Source organism: Photobacterium ganghwense (genome assembly GCF_017329545.1).
GTDB lineage: Bacteria > Pseudomonadota > Gammaproteobacteria > Enterobacterales > Vibrionaceae > Photobacterium > Photobacterium ganghwense.
Genome location: NZ_CP071326.1, coordinates 20,862 through 45,804, shown reverse-complemented (window position 1 = coordinate 45,804; position 24,943 = coordinate 20,862). Strand labels below are relative to the sequence as shown.

General features: G+C 51.7%; 22 protein-coding genes. 8 read left to right on the top strand and 14 right to left on the bottom strand.

The window, feature by feature from the left end; all coding sequences use genetic code 11:
* Nucleotides 1-2: 2 nt before the first annotated feature.
* Nucleotides 3-425 (top strand): S8 family serine peptidase, encoded by a 423-nt coding sequence (locus FH974_RS16165; RefSeq protein WP_047884907.1) that lies wholly within the window; start codon nt 3-5, stop codon nt 423-425.
* A 482-nt stretch (nt 426-907) separates the two neighbouring features.
* On the opposite strand, the gene FH974_RS16160 is transcribed toward FH974_RS16165, so the two are convergent.
* The gene (locus FH974_RS16160; protein ID WP_053061795.1) at nt 908-2,290 is read right to left on the bottom strand and encodes a cytochrome-c peroxidase; all 1,383 of its coding nucleotides are present in this window, start codon (nt 2,288-2,290) and stop codon (nt 908-910) included.
* A gap of 421 nt (nt 2,291-2,711) precedes the next feature.
* Complete coding sequence (locus FH974_RS16155) at nt 2,712-3,350, bottom strand: NAD(P)-dependent oxidoreductase (protein ID WP_047884908.1); 639 nt, start codon at nt 3,348-3,350, stop codon at nt 2,712-2,714.
* A gap of 167 nt (nt 3,351-3,517) precedes the next feature.
* Here FH974_RS16155 and FH974_RS16150 point away from each other — a divergent pair, with 167 nt between their 5' ends.
* Together FH974_RS16150 and FH974_RS16145 are read left to right on the top strand one after the other, a co-directional pair.
* Nucleotides 3,518-4,420 carry a LysR family transcriptional regulator gene (locus FH974_RS16150; RefSeq protein ID WP_047884909.1) on the top strand — a complete coding sequence of 301 codons (903 nt, stop codon included), beginning with the start codon at nt 3,518-3,520 and terminating at the stop codon, nt 4,418-4,420.
* A 405-nt stretch (nt 4,421-4,825) separates the two neighbouring features.
* A complete protein-coding gene (locus tag FH974_RS16145) occupies nt 4,826-6,517 on the top strand; it encodes an immunoglobulin-like domain-containing protein (protein ID WP_047884910.1) in 1,692 nt (563 codons plus the stop codon).
* Nucleotides 6,518-6,582: 65 nt separating this feature from the next.
* Here FH974_RS16145 and FH974_RS16140 read toward each other — a convergent pair whose 3' ends face one another.
* The 9 genes from FH974_RS16140 to FH974_RS16100 form a co-directional block, all read right to left on the bottom strand.
* A complete protein-coding gene (locus FH974_RS16140) occupies nt 6,583-6,999 on the bottom strand; it encodes a VOC family protein (protein ID WP_047884911.1) in 417 nt (138 codons plus the stop codon).
* Between the two features lie 35 nt (nt 7,000-7,034).
* The gene (locus FH974_RS16135; RefSeq protein ID WP_047884912.1) at nt 7,035-7,784 is read right to left on the bottom strand and encodes an SDR family NAD(P)-dependent oxidoreductase; all 750 of its coding nucleotides are present in this window, start codon (nt 7,782-7,784) and stop codon (nt 7,035-7,037) included.
* On the bottom strand, nt 7,781-8,392 hold the full coding sequence (locus FH974_RS16130; RefSeq protein WP_207103937.1) for a GrpB family protein: 612 nt from the start codon (nt 8,390-8,392) through the stop codon (nt 7,781-7,783). Before FH974_RS16130 ends, FH974_RS16135 begins: the two co-directional genes overlap by 4 nt.
* Nucleotides 8,393-8,539: 147 nt before the next feature.
* Nucleotides 8,540-9,121 (bottom strand): GNAT family N-acetyltransferase, encoded by a 582-nt coding sequence (locus tag FH974_RS16125; protein WP_207103936.1) that lies wholly within the window; start codon nt 9,119-9,121, stop codon nt 8,540-8,542.
* A gap of 254 nt (nt 9,122-9,375) precedes the next feature.
* Nucleotides 9,376-9,600: a hypothetical protein gene (locus tag FH974_RS16120; RefSeq protein WP_207103935.1), complete on the bottom strand. Its 225-nt coding sequence runs from the start codon at nt 9,598-9,600 to the stop codon at nt 9,376-9,378.
* Between the two features lie 267 nt (nt 9,601-9,867).
* Nucleotides 9,868-11,367 carry an efflux transporter outer membrane subunit gene (locus FH974_RS16115; protein ID WP_207103934.1) on the bottom strand — a complete coding sequence of 500 codons (1,500 nt, stop codon included), beginning with the start codon at nt 11,365-11,367 and terminating at the stop codon, nt 9,868-9,870.
* The gene (locus FH974_RS16110; RefSeq protein WP_207103933.1) at nt 11,360-14,476 is read right to left on the bottom strand and encodes an efflux RND transporter permease subunit; all 3,117 of its coding nucleotides are present in this window, start codon (nt 14,474-14,476) and stop codon (nt 11,360-11,362) included. The genes FH974_RS16115 and FH974_RS16110 overlap by 8 nt, the downstream gene beginning before the upstream one ends.
* Nucleotides 14,473-15,567 carry an efflux RND transporter periplasmic adaptor subunit gene (locus FH974_RS16105; RefSeq protein WP_053061796.1) on the bottom strand — a complete coding sequence of 365 codons (1,095 nt, stop codon included), beginning with the start codon at nt 15,565-15,567 and terminating at the stop codon, nt 14,473-14,475. Before FH974_RS16105 ends, FH974_RS16110 begins: the two co-directional genes overlap by 4 nt.
* Before the next feature lie 94 nt (nt 15,568-15,661).
* On the bottom strand, nt 15,662-16,552 hold the full coding sequence (locus FH974_RS16100) for a LysR family transcriptional regulator (RefSeq protein ID WP_047884917.1): 891 nt from the start codon (nt 16,550-16,552) through the stop codon (nt 15,662-15,664).
* Between the two features lie 507 nt (nt 16,553-17,059).
* Between FH974_RS16100 and FH974_RS16095 the strand changes: the two genes are divergently transcribed.
* Both FH974_RS16095 and FH974_RS16090 read left to right on the top strand, forming a co-directional pair.
* Nucleotides 17,060-17,542, top strand: a complete 483-nt coding sequence (locus tag FH974_RS16095) for a GNAT family N-acetyltransferase (RefSeq protein ID WP_242551935.1) — start codon at nt 17,060-17,062, stop codon at nt 17,540-17,542.
* Nucleotides 17,543-17,591: 49 nt separating this feature from the next.
* Nucleotides 17,592-18,059 carry a GNAT family N-acetyltransferase gene (locus FH974_RS16090; protein ID WP_047884920.1) on the top strand — a complete coding sequence of 156 codons (468 nt, stop codon included), beginning with the start codon at nt 17,592-17,594 and terminating at the stop codon, nt 18,057-18,059.
* Nucleotides 18,060-18,244: 185 nt separating this feature from the next.
* On the opposite strand, the gene FH974_RS16085 is transcribed toward FH974_RS16090, so the two are convergent.
* Entirely contained in the window at nt 18,245-19,462 is a 1,218-nt protein-coding gene (locus FH974_RS16085; RefSeq protein WP_207103932.1) for a right-handed parallel beta-helix repeat-containing protein, read from the bottom strand.
* A 326-nt stretch (nt 19,463-19,788) separates the two neighbouring features.
* On the opposite strand from FH974_RS16085, the gene murQ reads away from it, so the two are divergent.
* The 3 genes from murQ (at nt 19,789) to FH974_RS16070 (ending at nt 22,746) form a co-directional block, all read left to right on the top strand.
* Entirely contained in the window at nt 19,789-20,691 is a 903-nt protein-coding gene (gene murQ, locus FH974_RS16080; protein WP_047884922.1) for an N-acetylmuramic acid 6-phosphate etherase, read from the top strand.
* Between the two features lie 809 nt (nt 20,692-21,500).
* On the top strand, nt 21,501-21,941 hold the full coding sequence (locus FH974_RS16075) for a DoxX family protein (RefSeq protein ID WP_047885145.1): 441 nt from the start codon (nt 21,501-21,503) through the stop codon (nt 21,939-21,941).
* A gap of 115 nt (nt 21,942-22,056) precedes the next feature.
* Nucleotides 22,057-22,746, top strand: a complete 690-nt coding sequence (locus tag FH974_RS16070; RefSeq protein ID WP_047884923.1) for a pirin family protein — start codon at nt 22,057-22,059, stop codon at nt 22,744-22,746.
* 486 nt (nt 22,747-23,232) lie between these two features.
* Here FH974_RS16070 and FH974_RS16065 read toward each other — a convergent pair whose 3' ends face one another.
* On the bottom strand, nt 23,233-23,841 hold the full coding sequence (locus tag FH974_RS16065; protein ID WP_047884924.1) for a peroxiredoxin: 609 nt from the start codon (nt 23,839-23,841) through the stop codon (nt 23,233-23,235).
* A complete protein-coding gene (gene tpx / locus FH974_RS16060; RefSeq protein ID WP_207103931.1) occupies nt 23,842-24,345 on the bottom strand; it encodes a thiol peroxidase in 504 nt (167 codons plus the stop codon).
* Nucleotides 24,346-24,943: the final 598 nt, after the last annotated feature.

Genomic DNA, 24,943 nt, shown 5'->3' with positions numbered 1-24,943 from the left:
CTATGATGCACCGAATCCCGACACTGTGCGTTCCGCTTGCGATGGTAATGCTCAGCGCCAGTTGCTCTGCTGATGAGAGCCTGCCGCAAAACGAGCAGCCACAACCAGTTGCCCCGGTTTCTGTCCCAGCGATGGGGCAGATCAAAGTGGGGCCGGTTCAACACCCTGTGGTCACGGGTAATACCGAAGACAGCCACGGGACAGGCAGCTTCTACGTGAAATATCTGCCGACACAGGAAGCCAGTGCGAAAGCGCTGGTTACCCGAGCAGGAGGAGAAATCACCGAGGTCATGGCTGATCATCAGGTTCTGGTGGTCACTATCGATTCTCAGGGACTCGCCAAACTGGAAGCCCACACGGCAGAAAATCAGGCGGCAATTGAGTACATTGAACCCAACCCGGTTCGCCAGCTGTACTCACCCTAGCGACTGACGGTGAGCACCGGCTAAGACCGGAGAACGGGATTCGGCACCCTGAGCGATCCCCGGCTAAGATGACATGAGTAAAAAACTCATCACCAAAGAGAGGCATTCGCCTCTCTTTTTTTGTTTGCCGCTTACGCCTGTATATTCCAACGATATGTTTCGTCTGCGTACTCAGGCCATATGGGCCGTTGCTGCTCCGCCCACTTGCCCATTCGTCCTTTTAACCTTTTGTCCTCCCTATCCAGCTCATCTAAAGGCAACCCATCACGATCACCAACCGGAGATTCTGCCCCAGAGATCGCTCAAACGCAGTGATCACAAAAACACAGTGATCGAAAAAACAGTGATCGAACGATGCAGCCCGCACGTATGTATTGCTGTGACTCGTTCACTTTGTCTGATTTTCTACTTAAGTTTCTAACCTAAGCCAGCCTGCACATGTGTGCAGGCCTTTTTTTCGATCGGTGTTTTCTCCTTGGGTTTTACTCTGAGCCAGTGCTATCCGGCTGTGTCATCAAGGTAAAGGGGGTGCCAAACATTGGATTGGTCAGGAAATTCTCATCCGTCAGGGCATTCATAAAGGCGACCAGCGCATCCTTTTCTTCCTGCGTCAGCTCCATCCTAACGGGTGGGCCGCCGACCTGCCCGTTCGTCGTAAGAATCGGACTCAGACTTGGATGGCGCTGAATCCCGCTGTTGTAAAACTCCACTACGTCATCCAGAGTCGCAAAACGGCCATCGTGCATATAAGGTGCCCCCACACCGATATTGCGCAGCGACGGCGATTTGAAGAAACCGTTCCCCGCCCCCTGATCGGCACTGGTGTTCGCGTCCAGTCCATTAACATGTGCCTGATCCATGGTGTGCGCCGAGGTTTGATGGCAGGAAATGCAGCCCAGGGATTCACGTTCTGAGCCAGGGAAACCCGAGAACAGCTTCAGTCCCAACATTTCCTGCTCGGTAAATACCGAGGCAAAATTTGGGTTATTCCATTCTCCGGCAGCAAATGCTTGATCATATTTGGACTCATAACTCACCATACTGCGGATAAACTGCGCCATTGCTTTAGAAATCCGCTCGCTGGTAATGGCCTCATCGCCGAACGCCTGAGTAAAAAGATCAGCATAAAAACTGGTTTCACCGAGTTTGGTTTCCAGATCAAACAGGTTCATGCCCATTTCAATCCCGTCCTGAATCGGCATCAGCACCTGATCCTCAAGCGTACGGGCACGTTCATCCCAGAAAAATTTCCGGTTCTGATAATACGTCGCATTGGTCAGGCTCATGGAATGGCGACCGGTTTTTCCGCCGTCGAAGCCGTCACTCAATACTTTCGGATCGGTAAAACCGTGTTCCTGAATGTGGCAAGATGCGCACGACACACTGTTATTTTTCGACAACCGAACATCGTAAAACAGCACCCGCCCCAGATTCGCTGCCGGATTGGTGACCTTGTTGTCAAACGGTGTGTTGTCCTGTGAAGCCACATCCCCAAACGGTGACGAGATACGTGTGTAGTACTGAGGCTGGGCGGCCAGATAAGCCACATAATCGTGAGTGACTGACACGTCCGGCAGCGGCAGGCCATCAATATCCAGTTTCGGCACTGGTGGCGGAGGCGGATCTTCTGGCACAGGCTCTTCGGTGGTGGGAGGTGTCGTCGGAGGCGGATTTTCAGTCGCAGGCGGTGCCGTCGGGTCGCCGGTTCCGTCTGGATTATTATCAGGCGTCGACGTGTCATTGTTGACAGGTTCTTCGACACTACCGGTGTTATTTGCCAGGTTAAGCTCATCACCGGAATCATCGCGGCAAGCGGTGACAGTCGCTAATAACACGACCGCCCAGATATAACGAGAGGCATTCATGCAGACACTCCATCCTAGCCCAATGGGTATATCACTCTCAGCAGCAAATTCTTAGTATTCTGCCTATATCATCAACATTAGTGGGGATAAGCATGTCTTGATTCTGACATGTGAGAAAAATGCCTATATGGCAAGTAGTTAACAAAAGCGTGATGGATGGGAAATGGCTAAAAATAAAAATATCGATAGCTAAAGATACAAGAAGGTGCTCTCAAAGTGCGCAAGGTGCCACTCGAATACGGTGAAAGGTCGCCTCCGTCCAGAGGCAACCCTGACATTTTCACCTGCAACCAATGACGTCAATTTCACATAGCGTCTATTTCACATGACGTCTATTTCACATTACCCGGATTACACATGACCTCGGCTACACATGGCTTCTATGACACACAACGTCTCTAGCAAACAAGATCAGTCATAATCAGTACGCGACACCTATGCGCTGCTTCGGATAGTGCCCGGCTTCGAGCTCATCAATCATCGCAGCCGCGTAATCACTGACCGAAATCCGGCTCGCGCCCTGCTCATCTGCCAGCAATTCGTCCCCGCCAATACGGTAAGTGCCCAGCTTCTCACCCGGAAAAATCTCAGCGGCCGGGCTGACAAACGTCCAGTTTACGGTCGACTCAGTCCCACGAAATACGGCCAGCGCTTCGCTCATCGCCACCGCTTCCGGTTTGTACTCTTCTGGAAAATCCGGCAACGTCACCAGTTCAACCCCCGGTGCAACTTCCAGGGTACCTGCGCCACCCACCCACAACAGGCGATCTACTCTGGCTGTTGGCAACTCGGCCAGCAGGCGTTGTGCAGTACGGGCAACAATATCGTGGTTACCCGCGGCACGCCCACCAATGGCAGAAATCACCACATCGGCACCCGCTACGGCCTCAGCCAGTTCCTGTGAACCATCCAGCAAGTCGAACCGACGCAGTGCCGCCGCGTTTAGATCGGCGCTGGCCAGGTCACGCACCAGTGCAATCACCTCATGCCCGCGCGATGCAGCTTCTTCAACGATATGACGACCAATCCAGCCTGTTGCGCCTAGTACTGCTACTTTCATTGTCCTGCTCCTGTTTAGTAAGACATTAACTGTTACCCACCGATAAGGCTTAAGTCGTTAAGCCTGTTGGTGACTGACAGGGCCAGTGTAATAGGAGGCAATACTGTGATAAACGCACGAAATTGATGTACATTGTATCAAATAAAGATACTAATTAGAGGCTTGCCATGGATCGACTAACCGCCTTACGCAGTTTTGTTGAAGTCGCCAACACCGCCAGTTTTACCAAAGCCGCCGAGAACCTCGATCTCAGCCGGTTACAGGTTTCCCGCCATGTGCAGGAGGTCGAATCCTGGCTTCAGCAACGTTTACTGCATCGAACGACCCGCAAGGTCAGCCTTACCTTAGCCGGCGAAGAGGCACTGATACGGTGCGAACGCATTCTCAATGAAGCCACAGCCCTGGAAACCGATGCCTTGACCCACAGCCAGTCGCTATCCGGAACGATCAGGGTGTCTTCACCAATTGGCCTGGCACAAAATCTGTTGATCGAGGCCATTACCCGATTTGTGAGTCTTCACCCCCAAGTCACGATAGATATTCTGGCCTCAGATCGTTTTTCACAGTTAGTGGATGAGCGGGTTGATATCGCCCTGCGCTACACTCAGCAACCCGCCGACAACCTGATCGCCAGACGCCTGATGGCTATTGATGCTGTGATATGCGCCGCCCCGGCCTATCTGGCGCAATATGGCCAGCCAGCCATCCCGGCAGACCTGAGGCAGCACAACTGCTTCGTCCACCTTGATGCCAGTGAATGGGAGTTGATCAAAGACAACACCCCTGAGCGGGTCGCCGTAAAAGGCAATATTAAAGGTAATGAGCTGGCAACCCTGACCCAGGCGGCCTTAATGGGATATGGGGTGATCAGGCTGCCGTGTGATCTGGCTAACCCTTTGATTGAAAGCGGACAATTAGTACCTGTACTGGAGAACTATCACACGCCTGGCAGCAGTTTGTGGGCCGTCTACCTGTCACGCAGCTATCAGTTGCCAGCAGTACGTCAGTTTATTGATTTTCTGGCCGCAACCTGGCCGCAGGATATCCGGTGCGCGTTGCCGCCGGTTTGATCAGGCTCTCCAGTTGCAGCTCTGACATTAGCTACATCATAAACATCGGAAACATCAGAAAAAACACATACAGTGACAAGGCGTAACTCGCCACCTTATTGATAGCAAAATCACTTACACCATCAAAAATCATTTCCTGAATCCAGTTCTTTTTTTGCGATCAAAATTATATTCCTGCCTCCGACAACAGATTAACGTACATCAACGCCCAGTAATCAATGCATCATTTTTCAGTCAGGCGGTAAGGCTGAAACACTCTTGGCAGCGATCGCCGGGCGGCTTCTAACACGTGGTTTATACAAAGATTTTTATAAATCGTCACTAATCAGCTTTATCGGCAGGCTATATCAACAAGCCTTTCCAACAAGCACTTCCCCCAATCTAACCCTAAAAACAGGAGTGAACATGAAAGGACTGACATTCAGTATGCTTTCAGCGGCGCTGGCACTGGGAACCTCCGCTCTCCCGACAACCGCGCTGGCTAACGACATGGTGGTACAAACCGGCAATGTAGTCGTCGGCTACTGGCACAACTGGTGCGACGGTGCCGGCTATAAAGGCGGGGTGGCGCCCTGTGTTGACCTGACAGCTGTTCACCCGCACTACAACGTGGTGGATGTCTCTTTCATGAAGGTGTACAACACCGCTGAAGGGCGCATTCCGACGTTCCGTCTGGATCCGGCCATCGGCCTGACTGAAGCCGAATTCATCGATCAGATTGCCACCCTCAATTCACAAGGACGCAGCGTGTTACTTGCTCTGGGTGGCGCAGATGCGCACATCGAACTGCAAGCGGGCGATGAACAAGCCTTTGCCGATGAAATTATCCGCCTGACCGACAAATTCGGCTTCGACGGGCTTGATATCGATCTTGAACAAACGGCCATTACTGCTGCGGCCAACCAGACGGTCATTCCGGCGGCACTGAAAATAGTAAAAGATCACTATCAGGCACAGGGCAAGCATTTCATGATCACCATGGCGCCAGAGTTCCCTTATCTGTCCATAGCGAACGGAAAATATTTGCCTTATATCCAAGCGCTGAACGGCTATTACGACTTTATCAATCCGCAGTTTTATAATCAGGGCGGCGATGGTGTGTATGTGGACGGCGTAGGCTGGCTTTCACAAAACAGCCCTCAGAAACAGCAGTTTATCTATTACATGGCTGATTCGCTGATTAACGGCACCCGCGGTTACACGACCATTCCACACGACAAACTGGTGTTCGGCATCCCGGCCAACATTGACGGCGCGGCCAACGGTTTTATCGAGGATCCAAACGCCCTGTACGGCGCATTCGAACAGCTCAGCCAACAAGGTCAGCCACTGCGCGGTGTAATGACCTGGTCCGTCAACTGGGACATGGGGAAAAATGCTGCTGGCCAGCCTTATCACGAGCAGTTCATCAAAGACTACGGCAGCTTTATCCATAACCAGCAACCGCCGCTGCCGGATCTGTCTCCGATCTTTACCGGCCTGACCGATGTCCGGGTACTGCGCGGCGAGGTCTTTGAGCCACTGATTGGCGTGGTGGCCAAAGACAGCAACGGCGCTGACATCAGTAGCAATATTCTGGTGGAAGGTCAGGTTAATACCAGCATTTCCGGTGAGTATGTACTGACATACAAAGTCTCTGATAATCAGGGCAACAGCACCAGTGAACCCAGAAAAGTGACGGTCTATGACCTCCAACCGGTGTTCGATGGCGTCAGTGATGTCCGCATTCCGCTCAACAGTACGTTTGATCCTATGGCCGGGGTTACCGTCACCCATCCTGTGGACGGGGATCTGACCAGCCAGACGACAGTGAGTGGCCAGGTCAACACCGGGCAAGCCGGTACGTATGCACTTACTTATACAGTGGTATACGGTAACGGTGAGAGCCTCAGCATCACACGCAACGTTGAAGTGTTCGACGACAGTCAACCGGGCTGTAGCAATGCCTGGAACAGCAACACCATTTATGTTGCTGACGATCGCGCCATTCACAACGGTCAACTGTGGCGGGCGAAATGGTGGACTCGTGGTGAAGAACCGGGCACAACGGGTCAATGGGGAGTATGGGAGTCGCTCGGGGCGGCTGGCTGCCAGTAACCGACAACAAAACGCCACGGTATGCCGTGGCGTTTTAGCGGCGGGCTCACCTCGCTATCGCCCCGCTATCTTCCTGCCATAGGGTGATCGGGATGTAGCTGCAGCAGATCCCATAAATTACCGTACAGATCTTCAAAAACAGCGACCGTACCGTAGTCCTGCTCTTTCGGCTCGCGGACAAAGTGGATACCGTCTTTGACCATCCGCTCATAATCGCGCCAGAAATCATCGGTGCTGAGAAACAGGAAAACGCGTCCTGCAGTCTGATTGCCTACGACCTGTTGCTGCTCCTCGTTCGAAGCACGCGCCAACAGCAAGGCGACGCCATTCGAACCTGGCGGCGACACCACGACCCAGCGTTTATCCTGGTCAGGCTGATAAGTATCTTCAATTAGTTCGAAATGAAGCTTATTTACATAAAAATCAATGGCTTCATCGTAATCGCGAACCACCAGTGCAATATGGATGATGGACTGTTTCATCACAGGCTCCCCGGGTAAATGTGCAAGGCGCCATTCTACGTCAGGCTTAACCCACCATCCACCACCAGCGTATGCCCGATAATATAGCGGGCGTTGTCTGACAGCAAAAAATCAACCGCGTGCACTATTTCTTCCGGCTCGGCAAAGCGCCCTATCGGTACCACCTCGGATACACTTTCGCGGATCACCGGCTCATCCTGCTGGCGGGCAATCCACCTTGGCGTCCAGGTGACACCTGGCGCGACCGCATTGACCCTGACACCTTTCTTGACCGCCTCAAGCGCAACCGAACGAGTCAGCCCTTCCAGCGCATGTTTCGCCGCACTGTACATGGCGGCATTGGGCGTCGGACGAAGTCCATTGACCGAGCTGATATTCACAATCGCTCCCCCTTTTGCCATCAGCGCCAATTCAAGCTTAAGACACAGGGCGTGCGACCAGAAGTCCTGCTGCAAGGTGGCCTGCAAATCGGCAGTTTCGACCTGCTCAAAGGTTCCCTTGGAAGCCAGCATGGGCGAAGCATTGTTCACCGCAACATCGAGCTGGCCGTAACGGATCTGAATGGCTTTAAACCAGTCTTCCGTTTGCGCCGTTTCCGCAATGTCCAACGGGGTATAATCCACCCCGGCCAACGCCGGTTCCTGTGCCACACAATCTAGCCAGGTATCAGCATGCCTTGAGCAAGTGATCACCTGACAGCCCTGCGCCACCAGATGTTTCACCATCGCCAAGCCGATACCTTTACTGCCCCCGGTAACCAGTGCTACGCGTGAAGTCGAGGTCATGGCATGTCTCCTTTTTCCGGTTCAGCAGCCTGCCAGCAAAGGGCCTGCGCCTCATGATGTAGGATGAAATCATTTTTATGGGCGATATAACGTGCCATTTCATTCTGGCACAGCCGTGCGCCTTCGCGCTTAACGGCCGCGTATTCATCACGAATTTCGGGAAAAACCCGGAGATAATCACGAAACGCAAGATGACGCTTCACTTGTGGCGACCCCGCCAGAAAAGCATGAAGATGGTGAGTACGTTGAGTGGCACTGCCTTTTCGGAAAAAACGCCGCTCAGGAATACCAAACTCCCCCATCGCTTCATACCCGAGCCTCACCAGCCTTTCAGTTTCCTGATCCAATAGCGCCAGGCTATGCACTTCCAGCAGGATATCAATCAAGGGCTTGGCCCAGAGTCCCGGCACCGATGTACTGCCGATATGGTGGATCCCGGCCACATTGTGCGACGATAACTGCTCTGTGATCATAGCGTGTTCCTGATCGAAATCCGCCTGCCAGTCGGGGCGGTAAGCCACCACTTCGACCACCACCCGCTCAGAAACGGGTGAAGAGACCGCTGAAGATAGATGTGAAGAATTCTGAGATTCTGTCTTTGGTTTCATGGTTTACATCCTTGTTTACGATAGTCGTAATACGGCATCACAGATTGGCCTGACCGGCCACGGCCACATCCAGACGCTAATTACGTAGCGTTAAGATTAGGCTGAGGCTGAAACGACGTCTTAGCTGAAACTACGTGGAAGCGAAGACTACGCAGCCCCAGATTGGCGATTCAGGTTAAAGATATGATCAGCATAGCGTTTTCCGCCGATGCTGTAGGCATCCGGTACGATCTCGACACAGCGAAATCCGCACTTTTCCAGCACTCGTTCAGAGGCCACGTTACCTTCAGTGACCACCGCCTGAAAGCGGGTAATGCCATGGCACTGCACCGCCCAGTCGATGATGGCGCTGAGTGATTCCGTTGCAAACCCCCGACCGTAATATTCAGGCAGAAACAGATAACCGACTTCTGCAGTCTGTCCGTCAAAACAAAAACCGGTGACTCCGACGATATTCCCCGACGATCGCTCCCTGACTGCGACGGTCAGCCAGTCGTTGCTGTCCGGCTGCCAGCCCTGTAAACGCGTGGCGAAACGGGCCCGAAGTTCAGTTTGAGGTTTGGGATCAAAGCATTTCTCAATCACCGCAGGTTCGGTATGCAAACGCAAGAAGACCGGCCAGTCCTGCTCTGTCAGTGTATCGATGACCAGCGTTGTACTGAGCAACCTTACCGCCGGGTGCAGGGGCTCGGTTGTATTTTCGGTAGAGGGGGTAGCACGGTTTTCCATCAGTCTTCCTTTCTGCTGGGTAGTAACGTCCGCTGGCGTATTGATCGGTGGAATAGGTCAGATATATGCCCTTAAAGGCATAAAACGTTCGTTATAACAAACAACAGCAGTGAAAATCACGTTCTGTTTCTGTCCAGCGGCATATTTCTCACGCCAGCCAGCCTGCATTGGGCTGGCATACACTCAGCAGACATACACTCAACAGACGTACACTCAGTAGGCGCACCAGGATAAGCGAAAACAGACAATAATCACTAAAAACGCAGGTCAAGGCGCAGGTTGTCAAACCCGGCATCCACCAAGGCCAGCATGGCAATCAGCCAGAAGAAACTGAGTATCGCCTCACCCAGCCAGCGGAAGGACTGGCGATGATAAGGTCGGCGGTTATCCGGCGGCTTAGCGGCATTCGGTTTAAACGACAAATACCAGACCAGGCCAAACAACCCGAGAAAACCCAACAGGCCAAAGGGAACGGTCATAACATCACTCCATGAAATTTCGTAGGGGCGCATTCATTCATGCGAAACGGAAAACAAGCAGGCAGGGTGTCGCCTCGTCGCCGCCTGTCGCAAAGTCTCGCCGCTGTTGTTGCCCGTTCAGGCAACAACCACAGCAACAACCAAAGTAACAACAACGGCGGCAACAAGGGTGACAACGAAAACGGCAATAAAAATGGCAACAGGAACAACGCACAGTCATCTGTAATCAGAACCAAGCCGCCCTCTTCTGGCATACACCCTTTAGTGTCAGGTGCGCGGTACTGACGGCAGCCGGGCAGCTGGCGCATTCCAGTCACCACCCAATGCTTTGTGCAGCATCACCACACTAGAGGCGGTATTCAGCCTTGCCAGCACTTCCGCATCCTGCACCTGATTTTTCTGACGCTGGGCATCCAGTACCGAGAGATGGTTCACCAGTCCGGACTTGTACAGCGAGTTGGCTTTACCCAGCGCGGTTTCCGCCTGCTGCTCCGCTTCCTTCAGATAGTGCTCAAACTGCTGACTGTTGCCGTAGGCACGAAGGGCAGTTTCCACCTCATTGAAAGCCGCATTCACGGTGTCCTGATAGCTCAGTACAGACTGGCGGAATCCGGCTTCCTGCATGTCCACCATCGCTTTGTTACGACCGGCATCGAAGATATTCCAGCTGAACCCGGCACCCAGCATCCAGGTGTCAGAGCCGGAATCAAACAAGTCACCAAAATCACCGGCCATCACGCCCGGCGATCCGGTCAGGAAAAAGCGCGGATACTGATTCGCAATCGCGGCACCAACTTCCTGATTACGGGCAGCAATTTCCCGCTCGGCCAGAGCGATATCCGGACGGCGGGTCAGCAGCTCTGACGGCAGCCCGGTCGGAATCACACCGTGCATTGACGGCATCACCCTCTGAGCTGACTGTCCGGCCAGACGCGCTTCGGTTTTATGCAGGTTCTCCCCCAGTAAAATGGCCAACCGGTTCAGGTGAACGCTTTTGGCGGTTTCCAGTTTCGGCACCATCGCCCGGGTTGCCGCCAGGTTGGCCTTGGCATTGGCGACATCCAGCTCAGAGCCGTAGCCGTGCCGGTTGAGGGATTCCACCAGCCGCAGCATCTCTTCCTGATCACGAATGTTCTCGTCGGCAATCGCAATCCGCTCCTGCGCCCCGCGATATTGCAGATAGTTATTAATCACATCAGCAGTAATCAGCGTCGTCACCGCCTGTTTCATGATGGCGGCCTGTTCGGCACGAATCGCTGCAGCCTGGCTCATGCTGTCGATCCGACCAAACACATCCAGCTCCCAGGACGCATTCAGTCCCAGGAAATAATCCGTCTGGTCGCGGTCCATTACACGTACCTGACCGCCGCCCAGCGCAGGTGACAAGGTATGGTCACGCACCATCCCGCCCATCATGGCCTCATTTTCACTGAGCCGGATATCCGCCACCCCGCCGCTGATCGACACGGTCGGGACTTTCAGTGAAGCCACCGCCTTGTGGTATGACTGCGCGGCCTGAATTCGCTCACTGGCGATTTTCAGGGTGATGTTCTGTCGCTGGGCATCGCTGACCAACCGGTTCAGCTGAGCATCCTGAAACGCTTCCCACCAGGCCGCGTGGAAATGGCTGCCGGGCTGTGTCGCCGAATCGACCTGGTTGAGGTAAACATCGTTCATCGCGACCGTCGGCACATCGTAGTCCGGCGCCATGGAACAGCCGGATAACAGCAGCGCACCGATCATCAGCCCTAATTGACGCTTATTCATGACCTTTTACCTCTGAATCGTAATCTTGTGATGCGGCGTCCTGCTGCGTCGTTAACTGTGGTTGATTTTCCTGCTTTTCCTCTTTGGCAAAGCAGAGACGGTACATCGCCGGCATCACAAACAGTGACAGGACAGATGCCGCCACCAGACCACCGATGATCGTGGCAGCCATCTGATCAAACAGCTGGTCGGTCAGCAGCGGCACCATGCCCAGTACCGTTGTCAGGGCAGCCATTGAGATCGCCATTGTCCGGTTCAGGGTTGCCGCTTTGATCGCATCGGCCATCTTCCGTCCGCGCTGGCGTTCAAGCTCAATCTGATCCATCAAAACGATACCGTTTTTGATGATCATCCCGCTCAGGCAAATCATGCCGACAATCGCCATAAACCCAAACGGCTTGTTGAGCAGCAGCAGGCTCCAGATGATGCCGATAGAAGCCAGCGGCAGCGTGACAAAGATGATGATCGGCTGGCGATATGCATTAAATAACGCCACCAGAATCACGAACATCAGAATCGATGCTTTCGGGTTCTGCGTCACCAAATCGTCGACCGAGCGCTTCTCATCGTAATATTCCCCGCCCCATTTCATGCTGTAACCCGGTGGCAGCGCAATGGCCTCCAGCTCAGGTGCCAGTTGTTTGCGAATGTCTGACGCCGTCGCTCCCGTTACCCCGGCCTGCGTGGTAATGGCCGGCAGTCGGTTCTGGCGCCAGATCATGCTCTCTTCGCCTTTGATCTGAACATCATCCACGACTTGTCCTAGCGGAACACTGTGTGCGCCCAGTACAGAACGCACCGGAATGTTGTTGATAAATTCCAGCGACGTGTTGGTGCTGTTGAGCTTGATCGGAATCAGGTCATCGTCTTTACGCAGGGTGCCAATCGGCAGCCCTTCCGTGGCGCGATTGAGTGCCAGTGCGATATCCGCCCGGTTAATCCCGGCGCGACGGGCCGCTTCCTGATTGATCAGTGGGACAAGCACCTTGCTTTCCTGACGCCAGTTATCACGCACATATTTGGTATGCGGATTGGCGCGCATGATTGCCTGTGCCTGATCAGACAGCTGATGCAGTACCGTCGGATCCGGCCCTTCGAAGCGCACTTCAATACTGAACTTGTCTTTGGTGGCCAGTTTCAGGTCACGAAAACGGGGCTCGGCATGCGGGAACGTTTGTGCCAACCACTGATCACCGCGCGCGACCAGAGACTCAATATCGTCAAATGAACGGGTATTGATCAGGATTTGGCCGTAGCTGGCATCCAGTGGCTCAGGCTCTACCGTCACCGAGAAACGCGGCGCACTTTCGCCCACATAGCTGGAAATACTCTCCACTTCCGGCTGTTTCAGCAGCCATTGCTCAACCTGCTTCATGTCCTGCGAAACGTTGTCGATCCGTCCGCCGTTTGGCAGCCAGTAATCTAGAAATACGATTGCCCGGTCCGAACCCGGCATAAAGTTTACCGGCAACAGCGGTGCCGCCATCAAGGACACCACCAGCATCGGAGCCACCAGCAGCAGCGCTTTTTTCGGATTATCGACGGTCCAGAATACAGCGCGGCGGTAAGCCACATAGGCTTTGTTTTCACGCGCCTGTTGGGCATTGCCTTGAGGTGCTTTCAAAAACACCATGCACATCAGCGGGGTCACAATCATGGCGACAACCCAAGACAGCAGCAGTGAACTGCACAGAACATGCACGATCGACAGGGAAAACTCGGCTGAGTCCGTCTGAGAAAACAGTACCGGCGCGGTTCCCAGTGCCGCAATCACGGTGGCTCCCAGCAGCGGAATGGCCATTTCCTGAATCGACTCTTTCACCGCCTCGGCACGCGCCACCCCGTTGCGCAGCTTGGTCTGGAACAGGTCAACAATCACAATCGCGTTATCCACCAGCATGCCGAGAGCCAGAATGAAGGAGCCGAGCGAAACCCGCTGCAAATCCACATTGGCCACATTCATGTAGACCAGCGTAAACAGAATCGTCAGCAGCAGGCTGACACCCACAATGGTGGCTTCCTTCCAGCCCATGAACACCAGCAGCACCGCAACCACGATCACTACACTTTCCACCAGGTTGGCGACAAAGTTGTTAATCGATTTGGTCACTTCATCCGGCTGATACGCCACGATACCGACACCGGCACCCACCGGCAGCTCAGATTCGAACTGGTTCAGCACCGCTTTCAGATCGTCGCCGATGCTGACCACGTTGATGCCGTTTTCCGGGCTGACGGCCAATGTGATGGCCTGCTGGCCGTTATAGCGGCTCTCGGTCAGGGCCGGAGTCTGATACCCCAGATACACCTCAGCCACATCGCCCAGACGAATCGTACCCACACCATCACCAATACCCGGAACACCGGTTCGGATCACCAGATTTTTGATGTCATCCACACTGCGGAACGCCCCGGTCTGCTCAACCCGCAGGTTCTCGTTGCCCAGGTCAAAGTCTCCAGCCGTCACCGGGATATTCTGGCTGTTCAGTTGTTCAATCAGCTGGGCCAGTGAAATATGGCTGTCTGCCAGGCGCTCATCGGAAATATCGATGTTCACCACTTGCTCACGCACACCGTGCAGCTCAATTTTTTTCACCCCGTCGACGGTTTTAATCCGGCGTTGCAGTTCACGGGCGTAGTCTTTGAGATCACGCATCGGAATGTCATCACCGTAAACCGCAAACACCATGCCGTACACTTCCGAAAATTCGTCCTGCACGATGCTGATTTGCGCCTGAGGCGGCAGCTCCAGCTTCACGTCCTGCACCTTACGGCGCAACAAGTCCCACTGCTGAGGCAGCTCGTCGGAACTGTATTTTTCCTGCAGATCGACAAAGATCAGCGAACTGCCGGGACGGGACAGGGAGCGCAGCTTCCACAGCGAGCCCATCTCCTGCAACCGGGTTTCGATTTTATCGGTGACCAGTTTTTCCACCTCCTGCGCCGTTGCGCCCGGGTAGATGGTCATCACCACGGCACTTTTTACGGTAAAGGCCGGGTCTTCCAGTTTGCCCAGGTCGAAGTAGGAATAGATACCGGCGATGGTGCAAAGTACGGTGAAAAAGATCACAAAGGTTTTCTGCCGGAGGGCGAACGTCGACAAGGTCATGACTGTGCTCCTGTGTCATTGAGCAGGGTCAGGGCATCGCCTTCTTTCAGGAACATGCTACCTGCCGTCACCACCTTGTCACCGCTTTGCAGCGCCCCTTCAACACACAGGCTGTCGTGACGCTGGGAGACCACGTTCACCGGCACGTGCACCGCACTGCCCTGCTTTACCGTCACCACCTGCGTGACGCCGTTTTTCACTTTAACTGCCGCCGTCGGTAAGCAGTAGCCGCCACTGAGTTCAGCCTGCTCAAACTGGACATTGACGGTTTTGCCCGGAAACAGCGAAGAAGTAGGTTCGGTCAGCGCGAGAGTGACCTCGTAGGTTTGTTTCAGGGTATCCGGCAGGGTGGCGATTTCCGTGATCACAGCCTTGACCTGGCTGTCCTGCTGATACCATTGCACCTGCGCCGCCATGCCTTTCTTCAGCATGGCGATCTGGTTCTCCGGCACATCCACCACAGCTTCAAGCTGGTTTGGCTGATGCAGAGATACCACCGACAGCCCCGGTGCCGTCTGCTCGAACTCATCAATGAACCGCTGGCCGATCACCCCATCAAAAGGCGCCGTCAGCTGGCTGTATCGCAGCGCATCACTGGCTTTTTTTAGAGATTGCTGAAGCATGGTGACGTTGGCACGCGCACGCGCTTCGGCGCTGATTGCGCGATCGACGTTCACCCCGGACACCGCATTGTCAGCCGCCGCCAGGCGGGTACGTTTCAGTTCAATCTGCGCCAGTTTGTGGGCTGCCCGCGCCTCACTCAGCCGGGCTTTCGTTTCATTCACGTTGACCTGGAAGTCGTGCGGGTCTAACCGGGCGATGACCTGGCCGGCCTTCACCCACTCCCCTTCACGAACCAGAATTTGCTCGACCGTCCCGGGAACCCGAAAGGCCAGCTTCGATGCCTGATGAGACTCAATCTCCCCACTGAAACGCATGACATCGCGCTGATTGGCGGCATTAAGCTGGAGGATATTGACAGGACGTGCCGTATCAGGCGCTACGCTGACGGCTTCAGAGCCGCAGCCAACGAGCAAAGTGCCCATTATCAGAGTAGCCAGGCAGTGTTTCGCTGGACGAGTCGATTTCATGAATACAAACCATTGCTATTAATTGTGGTGTTGCATTCTAAATAATCTACTCAAAGAGATAATCGGGCAGATTTTGTTAACACTGTCTCAAATTTCAGGACAATCCCTGAATCTTTTCCACTTCTTCGAGAACGTAGTCAATAAATAGCCGAGCGGCGAAAGATAATCCTTTACGTCGCGGGTACACCAAAGACACCTCATCAAAGAAGGTTTCATGGTCCGGCAGCAGATCGATAATTTCACCGCGCTCGACAAACGGTTTCATCATCAGCTCAGCAAACATGCCGATGCCATCCCCCTGAAACACCGCATGACGGATATAATAGGCACTGTTTGACACCAACCGGCTGTTCACAGTGACTTCCCCTTTATTGAACACCCAGTGGTTATCCAGCCTGCCATCCGGACGGCGCAGCAAAACCATGAAATGCTCGTCCAGATCCGCCAGGCTGCCTGGCCGACCGTATTTACTGACATATTCAGGTGTGGCGTACAGTTTTCCCTTAATAGGCGCTACCCGACGGGCAATAAAAGAGCTGTCACTGATAGCACCAATATGAACGCACGCGTCCAAACCATAAGTCAGGATATCGTGATACCCCAACGCACTCAGATGGGTTTCCAGGCTGATATTGGGATGGTCATGAAGGAAGCTGTGAATGACATCGTGCAAGAGAATGTCGGCCTCATGCAGCAGACCCACTTTGATTTTACCGGTCGGACTTTGACTTTGGGTTTTCACCAATTCATGGGCTCTGTCCAGTTCAGGCAAAATGTCCTTGAGGCTGTTGTAATACTCCTGTCCGATAGGCGTTGGCGTCAGGCGACGGGTGGTTCGGGTCAGCAGGTTAATATTCAGCTCTTTCTCCAGATCATTGATCCTGCGGCTGACATTCGAACGCGGTAAATTCAGGGCATCTGCCGCACTGGAAAAACCGCCCAGCTCCACCACCAGTACAAACAACTTTAAATCATCAATTTTCATCACGCCTGTCCGTTTTGTATTTCTGCTGTCGCCACTCGGCCTGCACGGCAATATGACCGCGTCACCGAACCGCAGAGGCACTTTACCAGATTAGAACAAACCACGGCTGAATCTTCTTTATACACGTGTACTTAACGAAAACTCGGCGACTTAACGACAAACTGAGCTATTTGACGCAAAACCCGGCCGCTTAACGAAAAAACGCCCCGACCCAGCGGCAATAAGAAGCAAACGAACAAATGATAATCTGCCCGAAATTGCAGACTTTTATGTTGGGTATGCGCCACCGCTTTACGTACTATTACTCTTTATACGTGCGATTACCCTTTAAAACCAAACAACTGCCGACAAAATCAGGCAACCTGCTCCAGTATGCGGGCATACAGATTAATGGGCAGCGTGCGAGTATTCTGCTGAAGAAACACATTGTTCAGCAAAACCCATTGTTAAGAAAAAACTTATTAAGAAAAACCCTTGTTGAGCAAAAACCATCGTCGAGGAAAACCATTGTTTAGAGAAACCATGATACGCAAAGCCAGAGGCCAAGATTGGGAGGCCCTTGTCAGCCTCTTTATCATAGAAAACAAACATAATGCAGCTTTAGCGCCGGATACCGTCCGAGAGACGACCGAGGTTTTAACCGTTGAGGAGCTTGATGCCATCTTGGTCGACGACAACAGTGCCTTATTCGTCGCAGAACATCACGATACCGTAGTAGGAACCTTGCTGGGCAACGTAGTGCAAGTGGATTGCAGACGCTGGACCGCGCCACGCTGTTACTCCTACATCGAGGACATTGTCGTTGCGCCCAGAACAAGACGACAAGGCATCGCCCAAAAACTGGTCGCACATTTTGAGTGCTGGGCCCGGGCAAAAAAAGCGACCTCTGTTGAGCTCCATGTATGGCCGAACAATGCCGATGCTATTCGTTGCTACGCAAAGATGGGATTTATTAACAAACAGTTATTGCTATCAAAGCGCATTGATTGATAAAAGAGAAAAAACGCTCGTCCATATCCAACCGTTTTAAGGAAAAAACATGATTGCAATAAGGAAAGCCGTCGAATCGGATGTTCACGCCATTTATGAACTAAGAAAAAACGCAATAATTGAAAAGTGCTCCGACTTTTATACTGCGGAACAACTCAACTTGTGGACCCACGGCGGTATCTCAACAGCACTGATCAAAGATATCGTTGATACCTTCTACGTTTCGGAAATTAACGGAAAAGTGGTCGGCAGCGGTAAACTGAATACTCAAAACGGAATGATCGACGCCATCTTTGTCGACCCGGCATATTTTGGAAAAGGAGCGGCCAAAAGCATGCTGTCATTTCTGGAAACACTGGCAGCAGAAAACGCCCTGACCTCACTCCAATTAGAGTCCACGTTAAACGCCGCTCCTTTCTATCGCTCATGCGGTTTTGTGGGCGACAACGTCGCCACCTACCGTACACCGCGAGGGGTCTGTCTGGACTGCATTCCAATGAAAAAAGTCATCGCCTGAGAAAGCGATCACCCGTTCCCAACGCGGCGGTTAGCCCGGCGGGTTCATTTACGCATCACAACACTGAAGATCAATGTTAACCAAACTGTTCACAATCACCACAGTTGCCATAATAGACAAAGTCGCCACAGCGAACATGGCAGAATAAGAGCCGGAGCCCGCATCATCGGCTCCGGCTTGTGCCTTTACGGCGTTTGCACACCAATATCCGGCAGCTCAGGGAAAGCCCCTAGCCCGTAACTGGTGCGGTCTGTAAACAGGCGGTTGTTGGCCGGAATATTGTGCTGATCTTTGTCGTTGAATTTAGCCTCACCGATAAAGTCATTTCCGGTAATAGAGATTGAGATACCGCTGCTATCACTTGGCAGTCCCAGGAAGACGTTACCATTGGCACGTTCCAGCAGGACAATGTTGTTTTCCAGCACCACCGACGGTGCCACACTGTTGGTCATGCCCTCAATACCAAAACCAATCAGCTGATAGTTTGAGGTATTGGGCCCTTGTTCCAGCACGCTGTTTCGAATCGTCAGTGCGCCACCGTTCGACACGTCAGCCAGACGGCTGTCAACGCCCGACAGCGAAGCGATTTCACTGTACTCAATCAGTGTGCGCGGAGCACGGGATTTGATTTCATGTCCCTGATCTTTTGAACTGTAAAAGCGGCTATAGCGAATCTCCAGGCTGTCATTATTGCTGTATACCGCATGGGCGCGTCCCGCCTTGCCCAACTGCTCAAACCGGCTGTATTCGATCGTCAGTTTGCCACTTCCCTGCGCCGACAGCACGCCTTGCTCACTGTCGTGGAAATACACATTGCTCAGCATCAGATCCTGCCCCTGCTGGCGCACACACGCTCCGTTCTGATCCGGCACAGATACACCGCTGCACTCAATGCCTTCAATCACGACGTTGTTGCCGTCAACCACGAACGTCCCTTTGCCCTGAATTGCAGCGCCTTTGAAATGGGTGCCTTCGCTGCCTTGAACGGTGACATCATCATGGCCGATGTACAGCCCTTGGCTATAAACCCCGCTCCCCAGTACCACCAGACTGCCGGGCTGAATGGCTGACTGCGCCGCTGCTATATCGTTATAGAGAGTACCGTCGACAGAAATCTGTCCGGCTTCCACTGGCACTTCTGGCTCATAAGGGTTCTCTGGAGCTACCGGTTCATCGCCGCCTTCGCTGCCGTTACCGGTATCCGTGTCGGGAGTCTCTGGCTGCGTTGGCTTGTTAGGTTTGCCCGGGGTGGTCGGTTTGCCTTTGTCTTCAGACGGTTTGGCTTCAGCGCCACCCGAGCCACCGCATGCCATCAAAAAGACGGACGCAATCAGTAAACTTACCCGCCAGGGCTTCAAACGATGCTTTGAATGTGGCTTTAAGCCAAGCGTTGTTGTGTTCATTTTTTTACCATTGTTATCGTTTTGAAGGCAGGGATAATCGCGAAAACACCGGCTGGTAATGTCAGTTTTTTGTCAGCACCCGCCGCCGTTCAGCACAAAAAAATCCATTTTTTGAAAAGTCATTTTTTGTTCAAGCAGATAGCATTCCGGCTCACTTTTTTGCATGCCTATTTATTGAGACGCACCAAACAAACAATCAAGGCAGCACTGACATCAACTCTCTGCTCTTCACTCTCAGGTATTCAAGCAAATCGCCAACGTACCGGTGAGATCCCTCTGTCTCATCCGTGCTAACATATCGCGATAATCACCCTTCAGGATCCGCCATGAACATCAACCTGACCAAGATGATCACCGAAAGCCGCAATCCAGCCAGTGAGCAGATTGATACCCTACCGACGCTGGATATGCTTCGGGTCATCAATAATGAAGATAAAAACGTCGCGCTGGCCGTGGAGGCCGTATTGCCAGCCATCGCGCTCGCCGTCGATAAGATTGCCGAGGCCTTTCTCCAGGGCGGTCGCCTGATTTATACCGGCGCGGGTACCTCCGGTCGTCTCGGTATTCTGGATGCCAGCGAATGTCCGCCGACCTTTGGTACACCGGCCGCACAAGTGGTCGGGCTGATCGCGGGCGGTCATCCGGCTATCCTGAAAGCGGTGGAAAATGCCGAAGATAACCGTGAGCAGGGCGCACAGGATCTCAAAGACCTGAACCTGACAGCCAAAGATGTGGTGGTGGGCATTGCCGCAAGCGGCCGAACGCCATATGTGCTGGGCGCGATGGATTACGCAGCCTCGCTGGGAGCAACCGTAGTTTCTATCAGCTGTAATCCGGACAGCCCGATGAGCGAAGCCTCAGAGATTGCCATCACTCCTGTGGTTGGCCCGGAAGTGGTGACGGGCTCATCACGTATGAAAGCCGGTACAGCACAAAAACTGATCCTGAATATGCTAACAACCGGCGCCATGATTCGCACCGGTAAAGTCTACGGCAATCTGATGGTGGATGTGGAAGCCACCAACGCCAAGCTGGTTGAACGCCAGAAGAATATCGTTATGTCCGCTACCGAATGCAGCCGCGAAGAAGCCATTGCTGCCCTGCAAGCAAGCGGCGGTCACTGTAAAACAGCCATTGTGATGATATTGGCCGCAGTGTCTGCAGAAGAGGCAGGCCTGCTACTCAGCCAGAATCAGGGCTTTACCCGCAAAGCCATTGAAAACCACTAAGGCGATCAACCGGGCAATCAACCGACATTCCCGGTCGGATAATCCGCAGTGAGGCTCAGGTGTCGGCCACATTATTTGCAGGCCTCACTCTGTGTTAACCCAATATACCTGGATCGCTTCGGGCGCTAGTCGGGCACCAGACACTCACCGCTTCAGAGCGGTATTCTCAGCAGGCTGGTAATAACACCACGCCTGCTATCCCTCACTCGCAATTTTCTTCTTCCCACATTCCCACATTCCCACATTCCCACATTCCCACAGCAGAAAACCTCACGCGGAATAAAAAGCCAGCCCTCTGAAACCGTCGCTCCAGAAGCGAGAGATAGTTGCCATGGCAAATCGCAGGTACAAAAAAGCTCAGCAAATGCTGAGCCAAATAGCGAGTGTCCAAAATAGAGACACAATTAGCGAGTCGAGACTGAATACGATACGGGTGCGTCTGTCGGTGCCATCGGCTACACAAACTCTCAGCCAAAACGGCACACTAACCCGTCGCATCAGGAACCATCATAACGAATGCATCCTTAACAAAAACTGGAGCAACCCAATTAATTTTAGTCTATCTCCTTGCCTGCACACCGATTATTCTCCTGAGCACACTCTCCAGGAAAGCTGACCAGGCCCACCGCGGAACGCCTTCCCCGCAGCTCATTCAACTTTTTTGAACAAGTAGAACAAGCGTGCCCCGTGTTGTTAGTCGCCATTTGTCCCTACACTTCAGATCAACAGCTCAGGTTAACCCTCTCACTCCACCGTGAAATTCAAGAGGGAAATCTGAAGCAACATTCGAATTTTTTAAGGACATGATTATGAACACTTTTATCCAACGCCTTCTGACTTCTCATCCCTCTCTGGCACCGCTGGCATTGCGCGTTCCTGTTGGGATTATCCTAATGGCCCACGGCTCACAAAAACTGTTCGGCTGGTTCGGTGGCTCCGGGCTGGAAGGCACCGGTCAATGGATGGCTTCGATCGGCCTGGCTCCGGGTTTCCTGATGGCATTGTTAGCCGGTAGTGCAGAGTTCTTTGGGGGTCTGTTTATTCTGCTGGGTCTGCTGACTCGTCCGGCTGCAGCCGTCGTCGCCTTTACCATGGCTGTCGCCATTGCCAGCGTCCACCTGGAAAATGGCCTGTTCATGGCGAACAACGGCTACGAGTTTGGTTTGGCGCTGTTAGCCATGGCTGTCTCTCTGGCCATTTCCGGGGCGGGTAAACTGGGTCTGGACAACCTGCTGGCTAACCGCCGCTAATATCGACCGCCACTATTTCCGACCGTCCTGAAGATTCTGTGTCAGAGCCTCTGTCTCAGGACGCTGGTTCACAGAGGCAGAATCCTTCAGTAACGAAGCAACCTGGGAGTTAACTATGATCACAGTACGTAAAGCACATGAACGTGGCCGGGCGAACTTTGGCTGGCTCGACAGTCGCCATACGTTTTCTTTTGGTAGTTACTATGACCCGCAACACATGGGATTTTCCGAACTGCGCGTGATCAATGATGACATCGTGCAGCCAGGTGCAGGATTTGATACCCACGGTCACCGTGACATGGAAATCATCAGCTACGTATTGGAAGGCAGTATCGCCCATAAAGACAGTGAAGGTAATGTGAAGATTTTGCATGCCGGAGAATTTCAGCTAATGTCTGCCGGGAGTGGGATTTATCACAGCGAATACAATGCGTCTGACACCAGCCCATTACGATTTTTGCAAATATGGATCCAGCCAAGTGAAACCGGCGGGCAACCGGGCTATCAGCAAAAAGCGTTTGGTCGGGAACCGGGGATCACATCGATTGCGACACCCGATGGCCAGGGCGGCACCCTGAAAATCAAGCAGGATGCTTCCCTCAGCCAGATTATCCTGCTGCCGGGGGAATCGGTGCCGATTACTCCCCAAAGGAACGTGTTCATCCACCAGGTCGACGGGCAACTCAGTGTCAACGACACAATCCTCGCACCGGGGGATGGCGCAATGATAACTCAGGAAAGTGACATCCTGCTCAGCAACCTTGGAGCGGAACCGGTGACAGCCCTAGTGTTTGACCTGCCATAACCACTCCACCTTACGTGCGAACCTATATATTCGGCAGACAGCCCTTCCCTGTCTGCCGAACTTTTATTCACACTTGAGTACCAGCACCTTGTTTTCCGCCTTCTGCCAACTCTCCCTACCGCTGGGCTGCTGCTTGTCTCATTACCTTTCCTTGACTTAACAACAGCACCGGAAAGTGTAAGATTTTTTGTTTCATACTGTCACTGTGAAGAAGTATTGCCAATATCTAAGGAAAGCCTTAACACGGTTCTGTACGAAAATGCGTTTCATATAATTGAGAATTTAGGCATTACTAGAAATATGGGAGGAGGAAACGTGGAAAATTAGAATGATTTGTGAATCATGAGTTTTAATAAATTTATTGGAAAGCACTAAACTCACTAATATTACATGAATCAGCATATGAAAAATGCCTCAATGTTGAGGCATTTTTGTATTTAAATCAGATTTAAAAAATTAATTCAAATAACAATCAATCAGAATTAATTATAAATACTTTTTCGCAGCTTTTACTGCTTCTTTAAGATTTGGAATCGTAGTTAACTCTGGTACTCTTTGTGTGTACACTACTTTATTAGACTTATCTGTAACGATAATACTTCGCGTCAATAAACCTAACTCATCGATTTGTGAACCTGTATTCAAACCAAATTGATGCTTTGATGAATCAGAAAGGTATGTAATTCCTTGTAAACCTTTCTCTTTTAGAAAACGCTGTTGAGCAAAAGGAGTATCTGCACTGATAGCAAAAAATTCAATACCTTCTAGATCAGTTTTATTTTTTGAAACATACTTATCTAAGTCAATAGCTTGTTGAACACAAACAGGAGTATCTACAGAAGTTAACACGCTATAAATCTTTACAGCGCTTGTTTCAGAGCTGGTATCAAAAGGTTTTAGTTCAGAGGTCACCAATTGAATCGATGGCATGTAATCTCCGACCTTAATCGCCTCACCAGATAATTTAAACTTATTTGTTTTTTCTAATGTTACAACTTGATGCTCACCAAAGTCAGCATTCGTATCTGTTGTAGAAAACTGAGCAAAAGCGCCAGTTGAAAACAGCAAAGATACAACTAATGTTATTTTTTTCATTTATTGGCTCATCGAAGAAATTGCAGCGTCGTAATTTGGTTCATTTGTAATTTCTTCAACCAGTTCACTGTGAATGACAATGCCTACTTTGTTCACACATACGATCGCACGAGTAGTTAAACCTCTGAGTGCGCCATCTGGAATTGCCACTCCATATGTCTCAGCAAAGTCTAAGCTACGGAAAGTTGATGCATGTTGAACATTATCAATCCCTTCTATTTCGCAGAATCGACCGACATCAAAAGGTAAGTCAGCAGAAATACAGATCACCTGTGTATCATCTAATTTTGAGGCTTCCTCATTAAAACGCTTAACACTGGCCGCACACACTGGGGTATCGATACTTGGGAAAATATTAAGAATCAGATTTTTCCCTGAAAAACTTGATAGTGTCAGTTCAGATAAGTCAGATGCTGTAAGAGAAAACTCAGGAGCTAATTGACCAACGACAGGAATCGAACCGACAATATTCACAGGGTTATTTTGAAAAGTTACTTGTGGCATTTTTGTTACTACTCTTATTTAAGCCATTGAGAAAACGAATAAATAAGAACCCATATATTCAAAATTAGCAATGACAACTTTGTAGGTCTGACCAGACATTTTCTTACAGATATAGCGAGGTCAATATGCGTTCCCCAATATTCAACAGTCCTAATTTTCAACAGAAACTAGACTATCAACAAATATTTTTAACAATTAAGCCACGGAGACTTTGCTCAATTCACAATTCATGAATAACTACAGGCCTTGCATAGCTAAGTTGCGGAGAATAAACGCTATTAGTATTCTCGCGTAGGAATATGAGACTCATAGCGCGCTTTGTAATGAAAGATAATTTCAATTTCTATTTATCGATTAATCAAATAAAAATAGGTGATTTAACGTACTTAAAAAAGAGGTTACATTTTGAAACAGTTTCCGACAATTATCTTAATTAGGTAACGAAACAGTGCCACTCGATGGCTTTTATCCACCACATAACATTGAAGCGTATAACGATTTAACAATACCATTGCAACCAACCCAACACGATTCTTAATCATGGATTCACACTCGTTTAATCAAGGCAGTCAGTCATACCCAAAAACCAACCTTCAGA

Coding starts and splice junctions, on each gene's coding strand:
- FH974_RS16165 (WP_047884907.1), top strand. CDS start 3: ATGATGCACCGAATCCCGACACTGTGCGTTCCGCTTGCGATGGTAATG.
- FH974_RS16160 (WP_053061795.1), bottom strand. CDS start 2,290: ATGAATGCCTCTCGTTATATCTGGGCGGTCGTGTTATTAGCGACTGTC.
- FH974_RS16155 (WP_047884908.1), bottom strand. CDS start 3,350: ATGAAAGTAGCAGTACTAGGCGCAACAGGCTGGATTGGTCGTCATATC.
- FH974_RS16150 (WP_047884909.1), top strand. CDS start 3,518: ATGGATCGACTAACCGCCTTACGCAGTTTTGTTGAAGTCGCCAACACC.
- FH974_RS16145 (WP_047884910.1), top strand. CDS start 4,826: ATGAAAGGACTGACATTCAGTATGCTTTCAGCGGCGCTGGCACTGGGA.
- FH974_RS16140 (WP_047884911.1), bottom strand. CDS start 6,999: ATGAAACAGTCCATCATCCATATTGCACTGGTGGTTCGCGATTACGAT.
- FH974_RS16135 (WP_047884912.1), bottom strand. CDS start 7,784: ATGACCTCGACTTCACGCGTAGCACTGGTTACCGGGGGCAGTAAAGGT.
- FH974_RS16130 (WP_207103937.1), bottom strand. CDS start 8,392: ATGAAACCAAAGACAGAATCTCAGAATTCTTCACATCTATCTTCAGCG.
- FH974_RS16125 (WP_207103936.1), bottom strand. CDS start 9,121: ATGGAAAACCGTGCTACCCCCTCTACCGAAAATACAACCGAGCCCCTG.
- FH974_RS16120 (WP_207103935.1), bottom strand. CDS start 9,600: ATGACCGTTCCCTTTGGCCTGTTGGGTTTTCTCGGGTTGTTTGGCCTG.
- FH974_RS16115 (WP_207103934.1), bottom strand. CDS start 11,367: ATGAATAAGCGTCAATTAGGGCTGATGATCGGTGCGCTGCTGTTATCC.
- FH974_RS16110 (WP_207103933.1), bottom strand. CDS start 14,476: ATGACCTTGTCGACGTTCGCCCTCCGGCAGAAAACCTTTGTGATCTTT.
- FH974_RS16105 (WP_053061796.1), bottom strand. CDS start 15,567: ATGAAATCGACTCGTCCAGCGAAACACTGCCTGGCTACTCTGATAATG.
- FH974_RS16100 (WP_047884917.1), bottom strand. CDS start 16,552: ATGAAAATTGATGATTTAAAGTTGTTTGTACTGGTGGTGGAGCTGGGC.
- FH974_RS16090 (WP_047884920.1), top strand. CDS start 17,592: ATGATTGCAATAAGGAAAGCCGTCGAATCGGATGTTCACGCCATTTAT.
- FH974_RS16085 (WP_207103932.1), bottom strand. CDS start 19,462: ATGAACACAACAACGCTTGGCTTAAAGCCACATTCAAAGCATCGTTTG.
- murQ (WP_047884922.1), top strand. CDS start 19,789: ATGAACATCAACCTGACCAAGATGATCACCGAAAGCCGCAATCCAGCC.
- FH974_RS16075 (WP_047885145.1), top strand. CDS start 21,501: ATGAACACTTTTATCCAACGCCTTCTGACTTCTCATCCCTCTCTGGCA.
- FH974_RS16070 (WP_047884923.1), top strand. CDS start 22,057: ATGATCACAGTACGTAAAGCACATGAACGTGGCCGGGCGAACTTTGGC.
- FH974_RS16065 (WP_047884924.1), bottom strand. CDS start 23,841: ATGAAAAAAATAACATTAGTTGTATCTTTGCTGTTTTCAACTGGCGCT.
- tpx (WP_207103931.1), bottom strand. CDS start 24,345: ATGCCACAAGTAACTTTTCAAAATAACCCTGTGAATATTGTCGGTTCG.